This window comes from Salegentibacter agarivorans, from assembly GCF_900113135.1.
GTDB lineage: Bacteria > Bacteroidota > Bacteroidia > Flavobacteriales > Flavobacteriaceae > Salegentibacter > Salegentibacter agarivorans.
Genome location: NZ_FOOH01000021.1, coordinates 21489 through 38850 on the forward strand (window position 1 = coordinate 21489; position 17362 = coordinate 38850).

The window sequence follows — 17362 nt, forward strand, 5'->3', positions numbered from 1 at the left end:
TTGTTCGTTTGTAAAGTCTTCCTGCAAAGTTATCATTATCTCCCAGAGGAAAAAACCTCCAGGCAAGCCTATAAGTATTATCTGGAACTATAACTTGATTTCGAGACAAATCCTGGTTTACTCATATAAACCCAAACGGTTTTTAAGCTCTAGATTTTTCTTTTGTAATTTTTTCACCTGCCTTAATAAATGCTGAATTGCTTCAAGCCCTTCCAAATTTATATCGAGGTCGTAATGCAAACGCCATAGCCTCTCAAATTCTGAAATCTCATCGCAATGCACATACTCTGTGTCTTCTACGGTAATAATTTCTATCAAACCGCTTTCGTAAAGCGAACTAACAAAAGTGCGTTTCACTTTATACCTTGCGCAAATCTCATCGGTTGGTATTAAATCTTCTAAATTCATGAGCGTAATTTTTGAAGTTCTTGAAACAGTTCTCTTTCTCTCGCGCTTAAGTTTGTCGGCATTTTTACATCATAAGTGATAATTAAATCTCCAAACTGATTTTCCTTTTTATATTTCGGAAAGCCTTTGCCTTTTAATTTCACTTTAGTTCCGGGTTGGGTTTCAGGCTTTACTTTTAACTTAACTTTTCCGCCAAAAGTGTCTACGGTGAGTTCCCCGCCAAGTAAAGCGGTATATAAATCCAGGTTTACAGTGCAGAATAAATTCTCTTTTTCTCTTTTGAATTTTGTGTTGTTTGCAATATTAAAAGTGATATAAAGATCGCCTTTAGGGCCACCCTGAACGCCCGGCCCGCCGTGACCTTTAATCTTAATGGTTTGCCCATTCTCAACTCCGGCGGGTATTGTAAGTCGGATATTTTTCCCATTTACCGTTAGCGTTTGTTTGTGACTGGTATACACATCGCTTAGGTTTAGCTGAAGTTCAGCATTAAAATCCTGGCCTTTAAAATGACGGCCGCGGCCTGAACCGTGAGCTCTTGCGCCACTGCCAAACATTTCTTCAAAGAAGTCTGAAAAAGTATCATCGTCAAAATTTCCTGAATAGGAATAGCCGCCCTGGCCGCCACCAAATCCGCCGCCCGAGTAAGCTCTGCCGCCAGAAGCTTGCTGTTGTTTTTTAGCTTCTTCGTAAGCATCGGCGTGTTGCCAGTCTTTCCCGTATTGGTCGTATTTCTTACGTTTTTCGGGATCGCTCAAAACTTCGTTGGCTTCGTTTATTTGCTGAAACCTGAGCTGAGCTTCCTTATTATTGGGGTTGAGATCTGGGTGATATTTCCTGGCCAGCTTCCGGTAGGCTTTTTTAATATCAGCCTGGCTGGCAGATTTATCTAATTCCAGCAATTTGTAGTAGTCTATAAAATCCATGAAAACTTATGAATTAATGTTGAAATTCTATCTCCTGAAATTACTAAAAAGCTGGCTTAGTTCCCATTAAGTTTTTGCAAAATCGGAGAAATTAGGAGAAATTCAACCAAAAGGTGATTTTCGCAATCTTCAAGTTTGGGAATAATATTTTTAATGTTTCCCGAAAATTCTACTCGAGTTTACTCCGAAGTAGTTTACTGCTGAAATTAAATTGTAATTATTATTAAAAATTATTTTTAATATGAAGTTAATATTCAATTTTAAATTTTCATATGTAACCAGATATACTCTATTAGCTTTTTTTATGAAATATTTATTCAATATTTGTTTCAATATTAATACTTAAAACTTTAATGCTGTGTGTGGAATTGTTTGTGCATTCGATTTAAAAGAGAAGTCTGAAGACTTAAGACCTCAAATATTAGAAATGGCTAAATGTTTAAGACATCGTGGCCCAGACTGGAGTGGAATTTATAGTGATGAAAAAGCGATTTTGGCGCATGAGCGTCTGGCTATTGTAGATCCTATTTCTGGTGGACAACCATTATTATCTGATGATAAACAGCTAGTGCTTGCTGCAAATGGCGAGATCTATAATCATAAAGAATTAAGAAGTCAGTTTCCAAATTATAATTTTCAAACAAAATCTGATTGTGAGGTTATCCTTGCGCTCTATAAAGAAAAAGGAGATAGCTTTTTAGATGAATTAAACGGGATTTTTGGTTTTGCTATTTATGATGCTGAGAATGATGAGTATTTTATTGCTCGAGATCATATGGGGATTATTCCTTTATATATAGGCTGGGATCAAAACGGAACCTTTTATGTAGCTTCAGAACTTAAAGCTCTGGAAGGAAAATGTACTAAGATTGAATTATTTCCTCCCGGGCATTATTTATCCAGTAAAAAGGAAGGTTTTCAAAAATGGTATGAGCGTGACTGGATGGAATATGATGCCGTAAAGGATAATGAAACCAGTATCGAAGATTTAAAGGAAGCTCTTGAAAAAGCGGTACACCGGCAGTTAATGAGTGATGTTCCTTATGGGGTTTTACTTTCAGGTGGCTTAGATTCTTCAATTACTTCTGCAGTTGCCAAATTGTATTCAGAAAAAAGAATAGAGAGTGACGATAAAGACGCGGCCTGGTGGCCGAGATTGCACTCTTTTGCCATAGGGTTAGAGGGTTCGCCAGATCTTGCGGCTGCACAAAAAGTGGCCGATCATTTAGACACGGTGCATCACGAAATAAAATTCACTATACAGGAAGGATTAGATGCGATTAAAGATGTGATTTATCATTTAGAAACTTATGATGTAACCACAATTAGGGCGTCTACTCCTATGTATTTAATGGCTAGAACTATCAAATCTTTGGGAATCAAAATGGTGCTTTCGGGTGAAGGTGCAGATGAAATATTTGGTGGATATCTTTACTTTCATAAAGCTCCGAGTGCAAAGGATTTTCACGAGGAGACCGTTCGAAAATTAGATAAATTACATCAATATGATTGTTTGCGGGCTAATAAATCTCTTAGCGCCTGGGGTATAGAGGGTCGTGTTCCATTTTTGGATAAAGAATTTATGGACGTAGCCATGAGAATAAACACGAAAGATAAGATGATTACCGGGGAACGTATTGAAAAATGGGTCCTAAGAAAGGCATTTGAAGATTATTTGCCAGAAAGCGTAGCCTGGAGGCAAAAAGAACAATTTTCAGATGGGGTTGGTTATAGTTGGATAGATACTTTAAAAGAATTGGTTAATGCAGAGGTGAGCGATGAGCAGCTTAAAAATGCACACTTTAAATTTCCAATTCAGCCACCATCTAGTAAAGAAGAATATTATTACCGATCTATTTTCACCGATCATTTTCCAAGTGATGCGGCAGCAATGTCAGTACCTTCTGTACCTTCTGTAGCTTGTAGTACACCAACCGCTTTAGAATGGGATGAGTCTTTTAAAAATATGAACGATCCATCGGGTAGAGCAGTAGCAAATGTTCATGCTGATAGTTACCAAAAAGCTTAGAAAAATAATTTCGAAAATTAAATTTTATTAAAAAGCTACCTAAATCTATGGGTAGCTTTTTTTATGGAGTTTTAATTCCTAACCTGGTTGTGAATTGTGTAGCCGTATTTATATGAATTTTCAGCAAAAAGAATTGAAGTGCCTTGGAAGATAGCATTAGGTAAAGGTTTTAAGCTTTATTATTGTGTTAATTCGGAATAATAATCTTCAACAAAATTATCGCTTACTTATACTTGTTCTAAATAGTCCTATAAACAGCCTTGAAAGTTTGTCCGTAAGTGATTTGGAGTGTATTTTTGCTGTTAAATTTCTATAAAATTATCAAACCAATGGGTGGATTTCTAAATTCAACCATAGCAAGAAAATTTGCTATGGCCTTATCGGGACTATTTCTGGTCTTATTTTTAGCTCAGCATTTCAGCATCAATTTTATTTCAGTATTCAGTAAAGACGTCTTTAATGAAGTTTCTCACTTTATGGGAACCAACTTTTTTGTCCAGGCTTTATTGCAACCGGTTCTAATTTTTGGAGTGATTTTTCACTTTGTAATGGGTTTTATACTGGAAGCGAAAAACCGTGGAGCAAGAGACATAAAATATGTGAAGTTTGCCGGAAATGAAAATTCAAGCTGGGTTTCAAGAAATATGATTTACTCCGGACTTGTAATTTTAGCTTTTTTAGGGCTTCACTTTTACGATTTCTGGTTTCCGGAAATGATTCATAAATATATAGAATCGCATCCCGAAGACGCTGCTCGTTATTATGATGAGTTAGTGGCGAAATTCCAAAGCCCGGTTAGAACAATATTATACGTGGTTTCATTTGTATTTTTGGCCCTTCACCTTTATCACGGCTTTTCTTCTTCTTTCCAATCTGTTGGATGGAGAAATAAGTACGCTAAAGGACTTAGAGGATTTACCAAAGCTTATGCGATCATCATACCGCTAGGATTTATTTTTATAGCCCTTTTTCACTATATTAATAACCTTTAATACGTAAGATTTATGTCAGTTTTAGATTCAAAAATACCTAAAGGGCCTCTAGCAGAAAAGTGGACCAATCATAAAAATGATATTAACCTGGTAAACCCGGCCAATAAGCGTAATATCGATGTTATCGTTATTGGAACAGGTCTTGCGGGAGGAGCTGCAGCTGCAACTCTTGCCGAATTAGGTTATAATGTAAAAACATTTTGTTATCAAGATTCTCCAAGACGTGCTCACTCAATCGCCGCCCAGGGAGGAATTAACGCCTCCAAAAATTACCAGGGAGATGGCGATTCAGATTACCGTTTGTTTTACGATACTGTAAAAGGTGGGGATTATCGTTCTCGTGAAGGGAACGTTTATCGTCTTGCTGAGGTTTCAGGAAATATTATAGATCAATGTGTGGCACAGGGAGTTCCTTTTGCCCGTGAATATGGTGGTTATTTAGATAACCGCTCTTTTGGTGGGGTGCTTGTTTCCCGTACCTTTTATGCGAAAGGACAAACAGGACAACAGTTGTTGTTGGGAGCATATTCAGCAATGAACCGCCAAATTAACCGTGGAAAGATCAAGCCTTACAACCGTCACGAAATGATGGATTTGGTATTGGTAGATGGTAAAGCTCGTGGAATTATTGCCAGAAATATGGTTACCGGTGAGATTGAACGCCACTCGGCTCACGCCGTGGTATTGGCTTCCGGTGGTTATGGGAATGTTTTCTTCCTTTCTACAAATGCGATGGGAAGTAACGTGATGGCAGCCTGGAGAGCTCACCGTAGAGGAGCTTATTTCGCTAACCCTTGCTATACACAAATTCACCCAACCTGTATTCCGGTTACCGGAGATCACCAGTCTAAATTGACTTTGATGTCTGAATCTCTTCGGAATGATGGACGAATCTGGGTGCCTAAGAAAGAAGAAGATGCAAAGGCAATAAGAGAAGGCAAGAAAAAACCAACAGAACTTTCAGAAGAAGAAAGAGATTATTATTTAGAGCGTCGCTATCCCGCATTTGGTAACCTTGTGCCTCGAGATGTGGCTTCAAGAGCAGCTAAAGAGCGTTGCGATGCCGGTTATGGAGTAAATAAAACAGGACAGGCAGTTTATCTTGATTTCTCTAGTGCTATTGAGCGTTACGGAAAAGAAAAAGCCTTTACCTCTGGAAATAAAAATGCTTCAAAAGAAGAAATTACAAAACTTGGGAAAGAAGTTGTGGCTTCTAAATACGGAAACCTCTTCGATATGTATCAGAAGATCGTAGACCAGAATCCGTATGAAACCCCAATGATGATATATCCTGCGGTTCACTATACAATGGGTGGACTTTGGGTAGATTACAACCTACAAACTACCATTCCTGGTTGTTATGCTGCCGGAGAAGCAAACTTCTCAGATCACGGCGCTAACAGACTTGGGGCTTCTGCATTAATGCAAGGGCTGGCAGATGGTTATTTTGTACTACCATACACTATTGGAGATTATTTATCAAAAGACATTCGTACCGGAGCAATTCCTACAGATTCAGCAGAATTTGAAGAAACCGAGAAAGCAGTGAAGGAGCGAATTGATAAAATGATGAATGCCGGCGGAACGAAATCTGTAGATTCCTATCACAAGGAATTAGGATTGATTATGTGGAACAAATGTGGAATGGCACGTAATGCAGAAGGATTAAAAGAAGCGATTGAAGAAATTGCAGCTTTAAGAGAAGATTTCTGGAAAAACGTAAAAGTTCCCGGAAGTGCAACTTCTAAGAACGCCGAGCTTGAAAAAGCAGGTCGTGTAGCAGATTTCCTTGAACTTGGAGAGTTATTCGCTAAAGATGCACTACATAGAGAAGAATCTTGTGGAGGGCACTTTAGAGAAGAATACCAAACCGAGGAAGGTGAAGCTTTAAGAGACGATGAGAACTTTAAGTATGTTGCTGCCTGGGAATATAAAGGGAAACCTGCAGATGCCGTGCTTCATAAAGAAGACCTGGTATTTGAAAATATAGAATTGAAAACAAGAAGTTATAAATAGAATTGAGATTTTAGTATTGAGTATAAAAGCTCAATACTAAATACTCACTACTCAATACTTTTAACGATATGAAGTTAACACTTAAAATATGGCGTCAGGAAAATGCCACTGCTAAAGGAAAAATGGTAGATTATCCTGTAGATGGGATAGACGGTGATATGTCTTTTCTTGAAATGCTGGATATACTTAACGAGCAGTTGGTAGAAAAAGGAGAAGATACCATTCAGTTTGATCACGATTGTCGTGAGGGAATTTGTGGTTCCTGTTCTTTGCAAATTAACGGGGAGCCTCACGGGCCAGATAAGTTAATCGCAACCTGCCAGTTGCATATGCGTTCTTTTAAAGATGGTGATACCATTTATATAGAGCCATTTAGAGCAAAAGCTTTTCCGGTAATAAAAGACCTTATTGTAGATCGTACTGCTTTTGACAGGATTCAACAAGCCTGGGGATATGTTTCGGTAAATACTTCGGGGAACACCGTAGATGCCAATACTATTCCTATAGAAAAAGAAAAAGCCGATGAAGCTTTTAACGCGGCAACCTGTATTGGTTGTGGAGCTTGTGTAGCAGCTTGTAAAAATGCAAGTGCTATGTTGTTTACTTCAGCAAAAGTTTCTCAATATGCTTTGCTTCCGCAAGGGCGTGTAGAAGCTACTGAGCGTGTTCAGGCAATGGTTAGACAAATGGACGAAGAAGGATTTGGAAACTGTAGTAATACGGGAGCCTGCGAAATAGAATGTCCTAAAGGAATTTCTTTAGAGAATATTGCGCGTATGAACCGTGAATATCTTGCAGCTAGCGTAAAAGGATAAAACTTCCTTAAATACAAATAAATCAATCCCAAATTCCTTTTGAATTTGGGATTTTTTATGCAACTTATTTAAAAATAACATAATGCCAGATTTCCAAAATCTTCCTTCAAAACTTCCAGCCGGAAAAACCAGTATATTTTCAGTAATGAGTGGACTGGCAAGAAAGCATAATGCGATAGATCTTTCTCAGGGTTTTCCGAATTTCGAAACCGATAATCATTTAAAGGAGCTGGTTTGTAAAGCTATGAAAGATGGCTACAACCAGTATCCGCCAATGAATGGCATTCCCGAATTGCGTGAGCAAATAGTTAGTAAAATAGAAAATCTTTACGGGAAGAAATACGATGAAGCTTCTGAAATTATCTTCACCGCTGGAGCTACCCAGGCATTGTATTGTGCTATAAGCGCATTTGTTCATCCTGGAGATGAAGTAATTGTCTTTAAACCGGCTTACGATTCTTACGAACCGGACATTAAACTGGCCGGTGGGAAACCTGTTTTAATTGAATTAAAAGGAAAAGATTTTAAAATTGACTGGCAGGAAGTGGAAGAAAAAATCACTTCTAAAACCAGGATGATCGTAATCAATACACCGCATAATCCGACTGGAACTGTTCTTTCAAAAAACGATATGCAGCAACTTGAAAAATTGCTAAAAGACACCAATATTATCCTGTTAAGCGATGAGGTTTATGAGCATCTTATTTATGATGAGGAACAGCATCAAAGTGCCTCAAAGTTCCTTGGTTTAGCTGAAAGAGCTATTGTTTGTGCTTCTTTTGGGAAAACTTTTCATAACACGGGTTGGAAAATGGGCTACTGCGTGGCACCCGAAGTTTTAATGAAAGAGATCATTAAGTTTCATCAGGCTACGGTTTTTTGTGTTAATCATCCAATGCAAAGAGCTTTCGCTGAATATTTAAAAAATCCGGATCATTATTTGAACCTGGGAAATTTCTATCAGAAAAAGCGAGATAAGTTTTTGGAATTGATGCAGGGCTCAAAATTTAAAGGAACACCTTCAAAAGGAACCTATTTCCAAGTGATGGATTATTCAGAAATTACCGATGAACACGATGTGGATTTTGCGAAAAGATTAATTACTGAATTCGGACTGGCCACAATTCCGGTTTCGGTATTTCATAAAGATGGCAAAGATCACAAACAATTGCGTTTCTGTTTTGCCAAAACCGATGAAACCCTGGAAAAAGCAGCTGAGATTTTACATAAATTATAATATTACGTCATCCTGAACTTGTTTCAGGATCTAATTATGCAAGTCTAAAGGAGAAGGCGGAAGCCGACGCGGCAATCTGTGCTTTTCTAAAATCCGCAAGAGATTACTTCTCCCGATTAGCATCGGGATCGTAATGACGTATAGTTTCATACATTGTAATTAGATGACAATAAACCTCCAAAACCAAACTTTTGAACTCCACCCCAGCGGTGCCGCTTTTTGGAAAGAAGAGGAAATCCTCTTAATTAGCGATGTGCATTTGGGGAAGATCTCGCATTTCAGGAAATTTGGAAGTGCAGTGCCTCATAAAGCTATTAATGCAAATTTTTTAAGGCTGAGTGAAGTTGTTGGGAAATTTCAGCCTAAAACCGTCTGTTTTCTAGGCGATCTTTTTCATAGCGATCTTAATAGTGAGTGGAAATTATTCGAAAACTGGCTCAGTTATGTAGAAGCCGAAGTAGTTTTAATAGCAGGAAATCACGATATAATTTCTCCCTTAAAATATGAAAAGCTGGGCGTTAAAATTCATTCAGAATGGCAGCTTAATGGTTTTTTACTTACCCATCATCCTGAAAACAGAGTAGGTTTCTTTAATCTTTGTGGCCATATTCATCCTGGCTACCGATTAAATGGAAAAGGAAAACAAAGCCTGAAGTTACCTTGTTTTTTCCGAAGAAAAGATCAGTTGATCTTTCCTGCGTTTGGAGAATTCACCGGGAATTTTATGATGAAGCTAAATGAAGGGGAAAAAGCATACGCGATTACCCAAAATGAAGTAATTTTAATAGAAAACAGCTAAAAATGGAAAAACGTCTTGCTATTTTAAATTTCATCTCGGTAATCTTGATCATTGCGGTAAGTTATATTTCCCAAACCGGGATTATTAACGGCAACACTATGGGCAGCCTTAGCGCCGAGTATTATAATCTTTTTACTCCTGCAGGTTACGCTTTTGCCATTTGGGGAATAATCTTCCTTTCGCTTTTAGGTTTTTCCGGCTATCAACTTTTCCAGGCATTTTCCGCGAAAAATGATCTGGAGTTTTTAAGGAATTCTGGGTATTGGTTTCTAATTGCTAACCTTGCCAATGCCGGTTGGGTTATCGCCTGGCTTAATGAATTTACAGGACTTTCGGTTTTATTGATGTTTCTAATTATGTTTTCCTTAATAAAAGTCATTCTCAATACCAATATGGAGCGCTGGGATGCTCCCTTAAAGATCATTGCTTTTAGTTGGTGGCCTATCTGCTTGTATTCGGGTTGGATCGCCGTTGCCAGTATCGCCAATGTTTCGGCTTACCTTTCTAAAATAGGCTGGACAGCCCCGTTTTTTGGGGAAGAAATTTGGACGGTTATTATTATTGCAGTGGCTGTTTTTATAAATATCGCTATCATCTGGCGCAGAAATATGCGGGAATTTGCCGCAGTTGGAGTTTGGGCGTTAATCGCTATTTATTTTAGACATTTTGGCGAAATTCCACTTATTACTTATTCTGCTTTAATAGGTGCGGTTGCTATTTTTTCAAATATTATTTATCACGGTTGGATGAATAAGGAAACTAACCCGATGTATAAGTTCCTTGAGAGTAAAACTAAATCCAGTAGTCAATAAAAAAGTAAAGAATTTAAACCATTCCTTTAATGTCGCTTGCCCAACTGGGATAAGTGAAAATCATTTTTTTTAAAGTTTCACAATCAAGCTTTCCACACATCGCCATTACAAACATATTGATGATTTCTGAAGCTTCCGGGCCAACCAAATGAGCGCCAAGTACCAATCCGGTTTTCTTATCCACTAAGGTCTTATAAGCATATATCTTTTCATTGATGTGTTTAGCATTAAACCAGTCGGGCACTAATTTATGTTCCAGTTCATAGTCGTATCCCTGTTCCTTAGCTTCTTTTTCTGAAAGTCCTACGAAAGCCAGTTTTGGTAGGGTATAAACCACGGTAGGTTGAGGAGGATAATCTGCTTTTTTAGGCTCTTTACTATTTAAAAGATTTGCTGAAACGATCTTTGATTCCTGTGAAGAAAGCGGGGTTAAAGGTAATCCCGAACTGTCTGAAACATCACCACAGGCATACACGTTTTTATTGGTTGAATTTTGAAGAAATTCGTTAACCGTAATTCCTTTTTTTGAAAAGGCAACGTTTCCTTTTTCCAGATCCAGATCTTCTATAGATGGAACACGACCTGCAGTATTAAAAACCATTTCAGCTTTTGCTGAAATCTCTTTCCCATCCTGAATTCCTTTTACCCTAAAGTTCTTTTGCAGCTTTTCAATTTCCTTCACTTCTGCATTAAAAATAAAATCGATTCCCAGATCTTCTTCCGAAACCTGCTGGATGTAGTTCACCATATCTTCATCAAAGTTGGAAAGCGGACCTGGCATAAAATCCATCATGGTGACTTTTACACCAAAACGGGCTGCGATATGCGCGAATTCCATCCCAATATATCCGGCGCCGATAAAAATCATTGTTTCGGGTAATTCTTTTAGATCGAGAAAATCTTCACTTAAAAGAGCGTATTCTTCGCCAGGAATTCTCAACGGCATAGGTTTTTGTCCGGTTGCGATAACGATCTTATCTGCGGTTATCGTTTTGCCTTCCACAGAAAGCGTGTTTTTATCTAAAAATTTCGGAGATTGGTGATACATTTTTATGTCCAGGGCTGCCAGATCTTTTTCGGTAGCAGCAGGAATGGCATCTAAGAATGTTTCTTTAAAAGTCATTAGATCACTCCAATTTACTTCCGGCATTTTCGTAATTCCTTTACCTTGCATTTTAGTGGCGCGATCTATAATTTCGGTAAAACCTACCAGAACTTTTTTAGGATCACAGCCACGATTTGGGCAGGTGCCGCCATACTCCCTGTTATCGGTTATCGCTACTTTCCATCCTGCTTTAGCGCAATCTTTAGCAACACCCTTTCCGGCGGTCCCGGTTCCTATCACAAATACATCAAAATGCTCAAATCCCATAATTATAAATTCTTACAGCAAATTAGGCATCTGCAGGCATTTTTGCTGTTATGAAAATGGTAAAAGTGGAGTAGAGATAAAATTTGTAATTTTATAAGACCAATAATATTCTGATTATGGAAACAATAGCGTTAAAGAAAACGGTCCTTAAATATGTTGAAGAAGCAGATGCACGTCTATTAGAAATGATGCTTTCTCTCGCCGAAAGTTATGAAAATAACGACTCTTCAGTTCTCTCCGAATCAGATTACCATGAAATGGATAACCGCAGGTTGAATCATTTAAAAGAGAAAAGCGAATCATATTCCTGGGAAGAAGTGCAGCAAAGAGCTAAAAATGCTTTGAAGAAATGACTTTTAAGCTTATAATTAAAGAGGAAGCTCAATTAGAAGTAATTGAAGCTTTTCTTTATTATGAGAGAAAACAAAGTGGGTTGGGTGATTTATTTTTAGATCATCTTAACTCGTATTTTAAGTGGATTAAAAACTATCCTTTTCATTTTTCGGAGAAAAGAAAACCATTTAGGGAAGCTGTAGTCAAACGCTTCCCCTATGTTATTATCTACGAAGTCCAGGAGAGTGAGGTGATTGTTTATTCCGTATTTAATTCCTGGCAAGATCCCGAAAAGAAAAAAGTATAAATCAACTAACGTTAAAAAAATGTTGAGAGGTTGCGGGACAAAATTTCTGCAATTATCTTTGCGCCAATGAGTAAAACTATTATCGCCCAAAGCTTTGCACAATCCTCGCAACAGCAGGAATTGAGGGATTCCCTTGTCTCTTCTGAAAAAAATCGGACTAAAATTCAACTTAAAGGACTTGTTGGTTCTGCTTTTTCTTTTGTTGTAGCCAATGCGTTTAAAGAAGCAGAAAAACCCTTTTTGCTGATCTTTAACGATAAGGAAGAAGCGGCTTATTATTTAAACGATCTCGAGCAGCTGGTAGGAGAAAAAAATGTGCTTTTTTATCCCGGCAGTTACCGCCGTCCATATCAAATTGAGGAAACAGATAATGCAAATGTATTATTACGAGCCGAAGTTTTAAACCGAATTAATTCGCGTAAAAAACCAGCGATAATTGTTACCTATCCTGATGCTTTATTTGAAAAAGTAGTTACCCGAAAAGAACTGGATAGAAGCACGCTAAAAATTTCTGTAGAAGATGAACTTTCTATAGATTTTGTAAACGAGGTTTTATTCGAATATAAATTCAAAAGGGTTGATTTTGTAACCGAACCGGGCGAGTTCTCAGTACGTGGGGGGATTATAGATGTTTTTTCCTTTAGTAACGACGAGCCTTACCGTATCGAGTTTTTTGGAGATGAAGTAGACAGCATCAGAAGTTTTGATGTAGAAACCCAGCTTTCTACAGATAAGGTGAAGAAAATTTCGGTGATGCCGAATGTGGAAAATAAACACCTTGATGAAATACGGGATAGTTTTCTAAAATATATTTCAGAAAAAACCGTGGTGTTTGTTAAAAACCTCGATTTACTCACTGCGCAAGCCGATAAACTTTTTAGCAAGGCAGAAGAAGCCTTTAATAAACTTTCTGAAGATGTAAAACATAGTGAACCCAAAGAGCTGTTTTGTGATGGGCAGTTAATTAAAAGTCAGCTAGAGCTTTTTTCAGTTGTTGAATTGAGTAACCAGACTTATTTAGAAGCTCAGAAAAGTATAGAATTTCAAACAAAACCCCAGCCTTCTTTCAATAAGCAATTCGATTTACTGATTGATAACTTAATTGAAAATCAGGAAAACGGGTATACAAATTATATCTTCTGCGTAAGTGAACAGCAAGCCAAACGGTTCCACGATATCTTCGATGATCAGGAACGTATAGTAAAATACCAAACAATTACTTTGGCTTTATTTCAGGGTTTTATCGATGAAACCGGAAAAAATGTTTGTTACACAGATCACCAGATCTTTGAGCGCTACCATAAGTTTCATCTTAAGAATGGTTATGCTAAAAAACAGGCGATCACGCTTAAGGAACTCGGTAATCTTGAAGTGGGTGATTATGTAACCCATATTGACCATGGAATAGGGAAATTTGGCGGACTTCAGAAAATTGATGTAGAAGGAAAAAAGCAGGAAGCGATCAAGCTTTTCTACGGTGAGCGGGATATTTTATATGTCAGCATTCACTCTCTCCATAAAATTTCGAAATATAACGGGAAGGATGGCAAAGAGCCCAAGATCTTTAAATTGGGAAGTAACGCCTGGAAGAAACTAAAGCAAAAGACCAAGGCGCGTGTTAAACATATTGCCTACAATTTAATTGAACTTTACGCAAAACGAAGATTACAAAAAGGCTTTGCCTTTGGCCCAGATTCTTACTTACAACACGAGCTGGAAGCCTCTTTTATGTATGAAGACACGCCAGATCAAAGTACCGCAACCCAGGCGGTAAAAGAAGATATGGAAAACGAGCGCCCTATGGATCGGTTGGTTTGTGGGGATGTTGGTTTCGGGAAAACAGAGGTTGCTATTCGGGCAGCTTTTAAAGCGGTAGATAACGGTAAACAAGTTGCTGTTCTAGTGCCAACCACTATTTTGGCGTTTCAACATCATGAAACTTTCACTGAACGTTTAAAAGATTTCCCGGTAACAGTAGATTATTTAAATAGGTTTAGAACCGCTAAAGAACGCCGAGAAACTTTAGCCGATCTGGAAAATGGAAAAGTAGATATTGTGATTGGTACGCACCAATTGGTTAATAAAGCGGTGAAATTTAAAGATCTTGGATTACTGATCGTAGATGAAGAACAAAAATTTGGAGTTTCGGTAAAAGATAAACTGAAAACTATCAAGGAAAATGTAGATACACTTACATTAACGGCAACGCCTATTCCAAGAACGCTTCAGTTTAGTTTAATGGCCGCGCGAGATTTATCTACCATCACCACTCCGCCCCCAAACCGTTATCCAATTGAAACTAACGTAATTCGTTTTTCCGAAGAAACTATTCGGGATGCGGTTTCTTATGAAATTCAACGGGGCGGACAGGTTTTCTTTATTCATAACCGGATTGAAAATATTAAAGAAGTCGCCGGAATGATTCAGCGTGTGGTGCCAGATGCTAAGATTGGTGTAGGCCACGGCCAGATGGAAGGCAAGAAGCTGGAAAAACTGATGCTGAGTTTTATCAATGGTGAATTTGACGTTTTGGTTTCAACAACGATCGTGGAAAGCGGACTTGATGTTACTAATGCGAACACTATTTTCATTAATAATGCGAATAATTTTGGGGTTTCAGATCTTCACCAAATGCGAGGTAGAGTAGGACGAAGCAACAAGAAGGCTTTTTGTTACTTTATAACGCCACCGTATTCTGTAATGACTGAAGATGCTCGGAAACGAATTAGTGCTTTAGAGCAATTTTCTGAATTAGGAAGCGGAATTAATATCGCGATGAAAGATTTGGAAATTCGTGGAGCCGGAGACTTACTGGGTGGCGAACAAAGCGGATTTATCAACGAAATTGGTTTTGATACCTATCAGAAGATTTTAAATGAAGCGATTGAGGAATTAAAAGAAAATGAATTTCAGGAGCTTTATAATGAATCTGAAAATATAGAGGATAAAACCTTTGTAAAAGATGCGCAGATCGATACCGATTTTGAGATTCTTTTCCCCGATGATTATATCAATAATATTACTGAAAGACTGAATTTATATACACAGTTAAATAAAATTACTTCAGAAGAAGAATTGCAAAAGTTTGAAGCAGAGCTTGTAGATCGTTTTGGGGAATTACCAACCCAGGCGGTAGATTTACTTAATAGTGTTCGTATAAAGTGGATCGCGGCGAGTATAGGTCTGGAAAAGATCATATTAAAACAAGGCAAATTGATAGGCTATTTTATTTCCGATCAGCAATCCAGATTTTATCAAACCAATACGTTTACCAAGGTGCTGCAATATGTACAAACGCATAAGCATAAATGCACCATGAAAGAGAAGAAAACCAGGAATGGCTTGCGATTGCTCTTAACTTTTGAAAAGATCAATTCGATAGAAAGCGCTTTAAAAGTTTTGCAGCCCCTGGATTTTAGGGTTAAGGAAGAAGAGGTTGAAGCCCCCTAACCTCCGAAGCGGGAATAAAAAAAATGTCACCCTCCTTTTTAAGGAGGGGTGGCCGATAGGCCGGGGTGGTTGAACCCTTCCGTCATTCCTTCGGAATGCCACCTCCCCTTAAAAAGGGAAGGAGCTTTTACGTCATTCTGAACTCGTTTCAGAATCTATGTTGTTAAATAGTCACTTCAAATAAGTAAAAAAATTCATTTTAAAACCTAAATATTGTGGTTTTTCCAATGTTTTAGCAAATAAAAACTATGTTTGTAGTTATAACATAAACTATCTAACAAAATGATTAAAAATTTCTTTTTAGTTTTCTTCCTTTTTCTGGGATTAAACTCCTTTGCTCAAAATGTAGATTTCGGTATCCAGGCTGGATATACAAATGTTGAAGTAGAAGCTAATGCCAAGGGTGGTACACAGGTTTCTGCAGACGGTTCCGGTTTTTATGTAGGATTTTTAGCCGATTTTCAATTCACCGAAAATTGGCACCTTCAACCTTCCGTAAATTATTTTAATGTAGAAGAAACCGATTTCTTATCTATTCCGGTTCTTGTGCAGTATTATATAGAAAATTCCGGTTTTTATTTACAAGCGGGTCCTCAGGCAACTATTGTATTAGAAGATGTTCCCACTACAAACGAATTTGGTTTAGATGCGGCATTTGGTGTAGGCTATCATATCACCGAGGATTTCTTTATTGAGGCACGTTATGGTATTGAACTAACCAATAGATATACTGACGAATCTATAGAATTTGCCGAACAATACGATACAGATATTAAAAGTGGAGTAAATACTTTGATGGTAGGAGTAGGTTATAAGTTCTAACCAAACCTCAAGTTTGCTAAACCGAAGTGAAAGGAAAACCTTTCTACAATATAGACCTTACAGGTTTTTAAAATCTGTGAGGTTTTTTATTTACGCCATCTTCAGCCTGGTTCAGAGGGTCTCTAGATTTCCTTCTCAAATTGATAATCCAATACTTCCCCTAAATTAACCGAACTTATTTTCTTGCCCTTAGAAACTCCATTCTGGTCAAAATAGGGAATATTTAAGTTCTTTCCCTTTGCAGTTTTCGTGTAATAATCTTCCTTAGTTGGATGATCTGGACAGGCTGCGTTAAAAGTTTTTCCCCAGGCTTCTTTCTTGATGATCTGATTTATGATTTCTATACAATCTTCCTGTTGAATAAGGTTTACCGGCGCTTTTGAATTTTTAATCCCGGTTTTGTTAGCAAGGTAATTTACAGGATGTCTTCCCGGACCAATTAATCCGCCGAACCTAATAACTGTGGTTTGAAAATGCTGATTTTTCAATAGCATTTGTTCTGAAGAAATAAGTTGTTTAGCGGCTTCTGAAGTTCCGTTAGCTTCGTTTTCTTCGGTGTATTCGGGGAAGTTTTCTTCGTCTTTATAGACTGAAGTAGAACTCACAAAAATCACTTTTTCTACCGGAGATTTTTCTATATAATCTATAATCCTGCCTATTTTACCAACGAAATCGGCTTCGGGATCGCCACGAAGGCCGGGCGGTATGTCTATAATTAGCAATTCAGAATGCGCCAGGAAAGAAGTAAGATCGCCCTGAACGCCTTCTGTAAAAATTTTAATCTGATAAGGCGTAATGCCGGCCTCACGCAATGGCTGCATTTTTTCCTGGCTGGTTACCGAGCCTTTTACTACGTGCTCTTCTTTAAGCTTTTTTGCGAGTGGCAATCCCAGCCAGCCGGTTCCTAATATAGATATGTTCATAAAGCCCCTCCCGGCCTCCCCAAAGGGGAGGTGTTTTTAAGTTTTAAATAAAATATTCGTGTATTCGTCAAGCTGAACTTGTTTCAGCTTCTAATATGAGAAGATTTCTTATCAAGTTAGA

15 protein-coding genes are annotated in these 17362 nt (G+C 37.9%); 11 read left to right on the forward strand and 4 right to left on the reverse strand.

All coding sequences use genetic code 11. The features are described 5' to 3' along the window. Positions 1–117 precede the first annotated feature (117 nt). Both BM084_RS14185 and BM084_RS14190 read right to left on the reverse strand, forming a co-directional pair. The gene (locus tag BM084_RS14185) at positions 118–408 is read right to left on the reverse strand and encodes a chaperone modulator CbpM (RefSeq protein ID WP_075325178.1); all 291 of its coding nucleotides are present in this window, start codon (positions 406–408) and stop codon (positions 118–120) included. Further along, positions 405–1334 carry a DnaJ C-terminal domain-containing protein gene (locus BM084_RS14190; RefSeq protein WP_075325177.1) on the reverse strand — a complete coding sequence of 310 codons (930 nt, stop codon included), beginning with the start codon at positions 1332–1334 and terminating at the stop codon, positions 405–407. The genes BM084_RS14185 and BM084_RS14190 overlap by 4 nt, the downstream gene beginning before the upstream one ends. 358 nt (positions 1335–1692) lie before the next feature. On the opposite strand from BM084_RS14190, the gene asnB reads away from it, so the two are divergent. From asnB to BM084_RS14225, 7 genes are all read left to right on the forward strand, one after another. Continuing rightward, positions 1693–3363, forward strand: a complete 1671-nt coding sequence (asnB, locus tag BM084_RS14195) for an asparagine synthase B (RefSeq protein ID WP_093305630.1) — start codon at positions 1693–1695, stop codon at positions 3361–3363. 329 nt (positions 3364–3692) lie between these two features. Beyond that, positions 3693–4355, forward strand: coding sequence for a succinate dehydrogenase cytochrome b subunit (locus BM084_RS14200; protein WP_093305632.1), 663 nt, complete (start codon positions 3693–3695; stop codon positions 4353–4355). A gap of 12 nt (positions 4356–4367) precedes the next feature. Next, the gene (locus tag BM084_RS14205; protein WP_093305634.1) at positions 4368–6371 is read left to right on the forward strand and encodes a fumarate reductase/succinate dehydrogenase flavoprotein subunit; all 2004 of its coding nucleotides are present in this window, start codon (positions 4368–4370) and stop codon (positions 6369–6371) included. A gap of 68 nt (positions 6372–6439) precedes the next feature. Continuing rightward, the gene (locus BM084_RS14210; protein WP_075325173.1) at positions 6440–7186 is read left to right on the forward strand and encodes a succinate dehydrogenase/fumarate reductase iron-sulfur subunit; all 747 of its coding nucleotides are present in this window, start codon (positions 6440–6442) and stop codon (positions 7184–7186) included. Positions 7187–7268: 82 nt separating this feature from the next. After that, complete coding sequence (locus BM084_RS14215) at positions 7269–8423, forward strand: methionine aminotransferase (RefSeq protein ID WP_075325172.1); 1155 nt, start codon at positions 7269–7271, stop codon at positions 8421–8423. A gap of 163 nt (positions 8424–8586) precedes the next feature. Further along, the gene (gene pdeM / locus BM084_RS14220) at positions 8587–9222 is read left to right on the forward strand and encodes a ligase-associated DNA damage response endonuclease PdeM (RefSeq protein WP_075325171.1); all 636 of its coding nucleotides are present in this window, start codon (positions 8587–8589) and stop codon (positions 9220–9222) included. Between the two features lie 2 nt (positions 9223–9224). Next, complete coding sequence (locus BM084_RS14225) at positions 9225–10034, forward strand: hypothetical protein (protein WP_093305636.1); 810 nt, start codon at positions 9225–9227, stop codon at positions 10032–10034. Between the two features lie 13 nt (positions 10035–10047). Here the strand turns inward: BM084_RS14225 and BM084_RS14230 are convergent, their stop codons facing one another. Beyond that, the gene (locus BM084_RS14230; protein WP_075325169.1) at positions 10048–11406 is read right to left on the reverse strand and encodes a dihydrolipoyl dehydrogenase family protein; all 1359 of its coding nucleotides are present in this window, start codon (positions 11404–11406) and stop codon (positions 10048–10050) included. Positions 11407–11522: 116 nt separating this feature from the next. Here BM084_RS14230 and BM084_RS14235 point away from each other — a divergent pair, with 116 nt between their 5' ends. The 4 genes from BM084_RS14235 to BM084_RS14250 all read left to right on the forward strand — a co-directional run bounded on the left by BM084_RS14235 (position 11523) and on the right by BM084_RS14250 (position 16318). Further along, complete coding sequence (locus tag BM084_RS14235; RefSeq protein WP_075325168.1) at positions 11523–11759, forward strand: hypothetical protein; 237 nt, start codon at positions 11523–11525, stop codon at positions 11757–11759. Next, positions 11756–12046 (forward strand): type II toxin-antitoxin system RelE/ParE family toxin, encoded by a 291-nt coding sequence (locus BM084_RS14240; RefSeq protein WP_075325167.1) that lies wholly within the window; start codon positions 11756–11758, stop codon positions 12044–12046. The genes BM084_RS14235 and BM084_RS14240 overlap by 4 nt, the downstream gene beginning before the upstream one ends. Positions 12047–12112: 66 nt before the next feature. Next, positions 12113–15496 (forward strand): transcription-repair coupling factor, encoded by a 3384-nt coding sequence (gene mfd, locus BM084_RS14245; protein ID WP_075325166.1) that lies wholly within the window; start codon positions 12113–12115, stop codon positions 15494–15496. 282 nt (positions 15497–15778) lie between these two features. After that, positions 15779–16318: an outer membrane beta-barrel protein gene (locus BM084_RS14250; protein ID WP_075325165.1), complete on the forward strand. Its 540-nt coding sequence runs from the start codon at positions 15779–15781 to the stop codon at positions 16316–16318. A 122-nt stretch (positions 16319–16440) separates the two neighbouring features. Here BM084_RS14250 and BM084_RS14255 read toward each other — a convergent pair whose 3' ends face one another. After that, entirely contained in the window at positions 16441–17241 is an 801-nt protein-coding gene (locus tag BM084_RS14255) for an NAD(P)H-binding protein (protein WP_075325164.1), read from the reverse strand. Between the last annotated feature and the right edge of the window lie 121 nt (positions 17242–17362).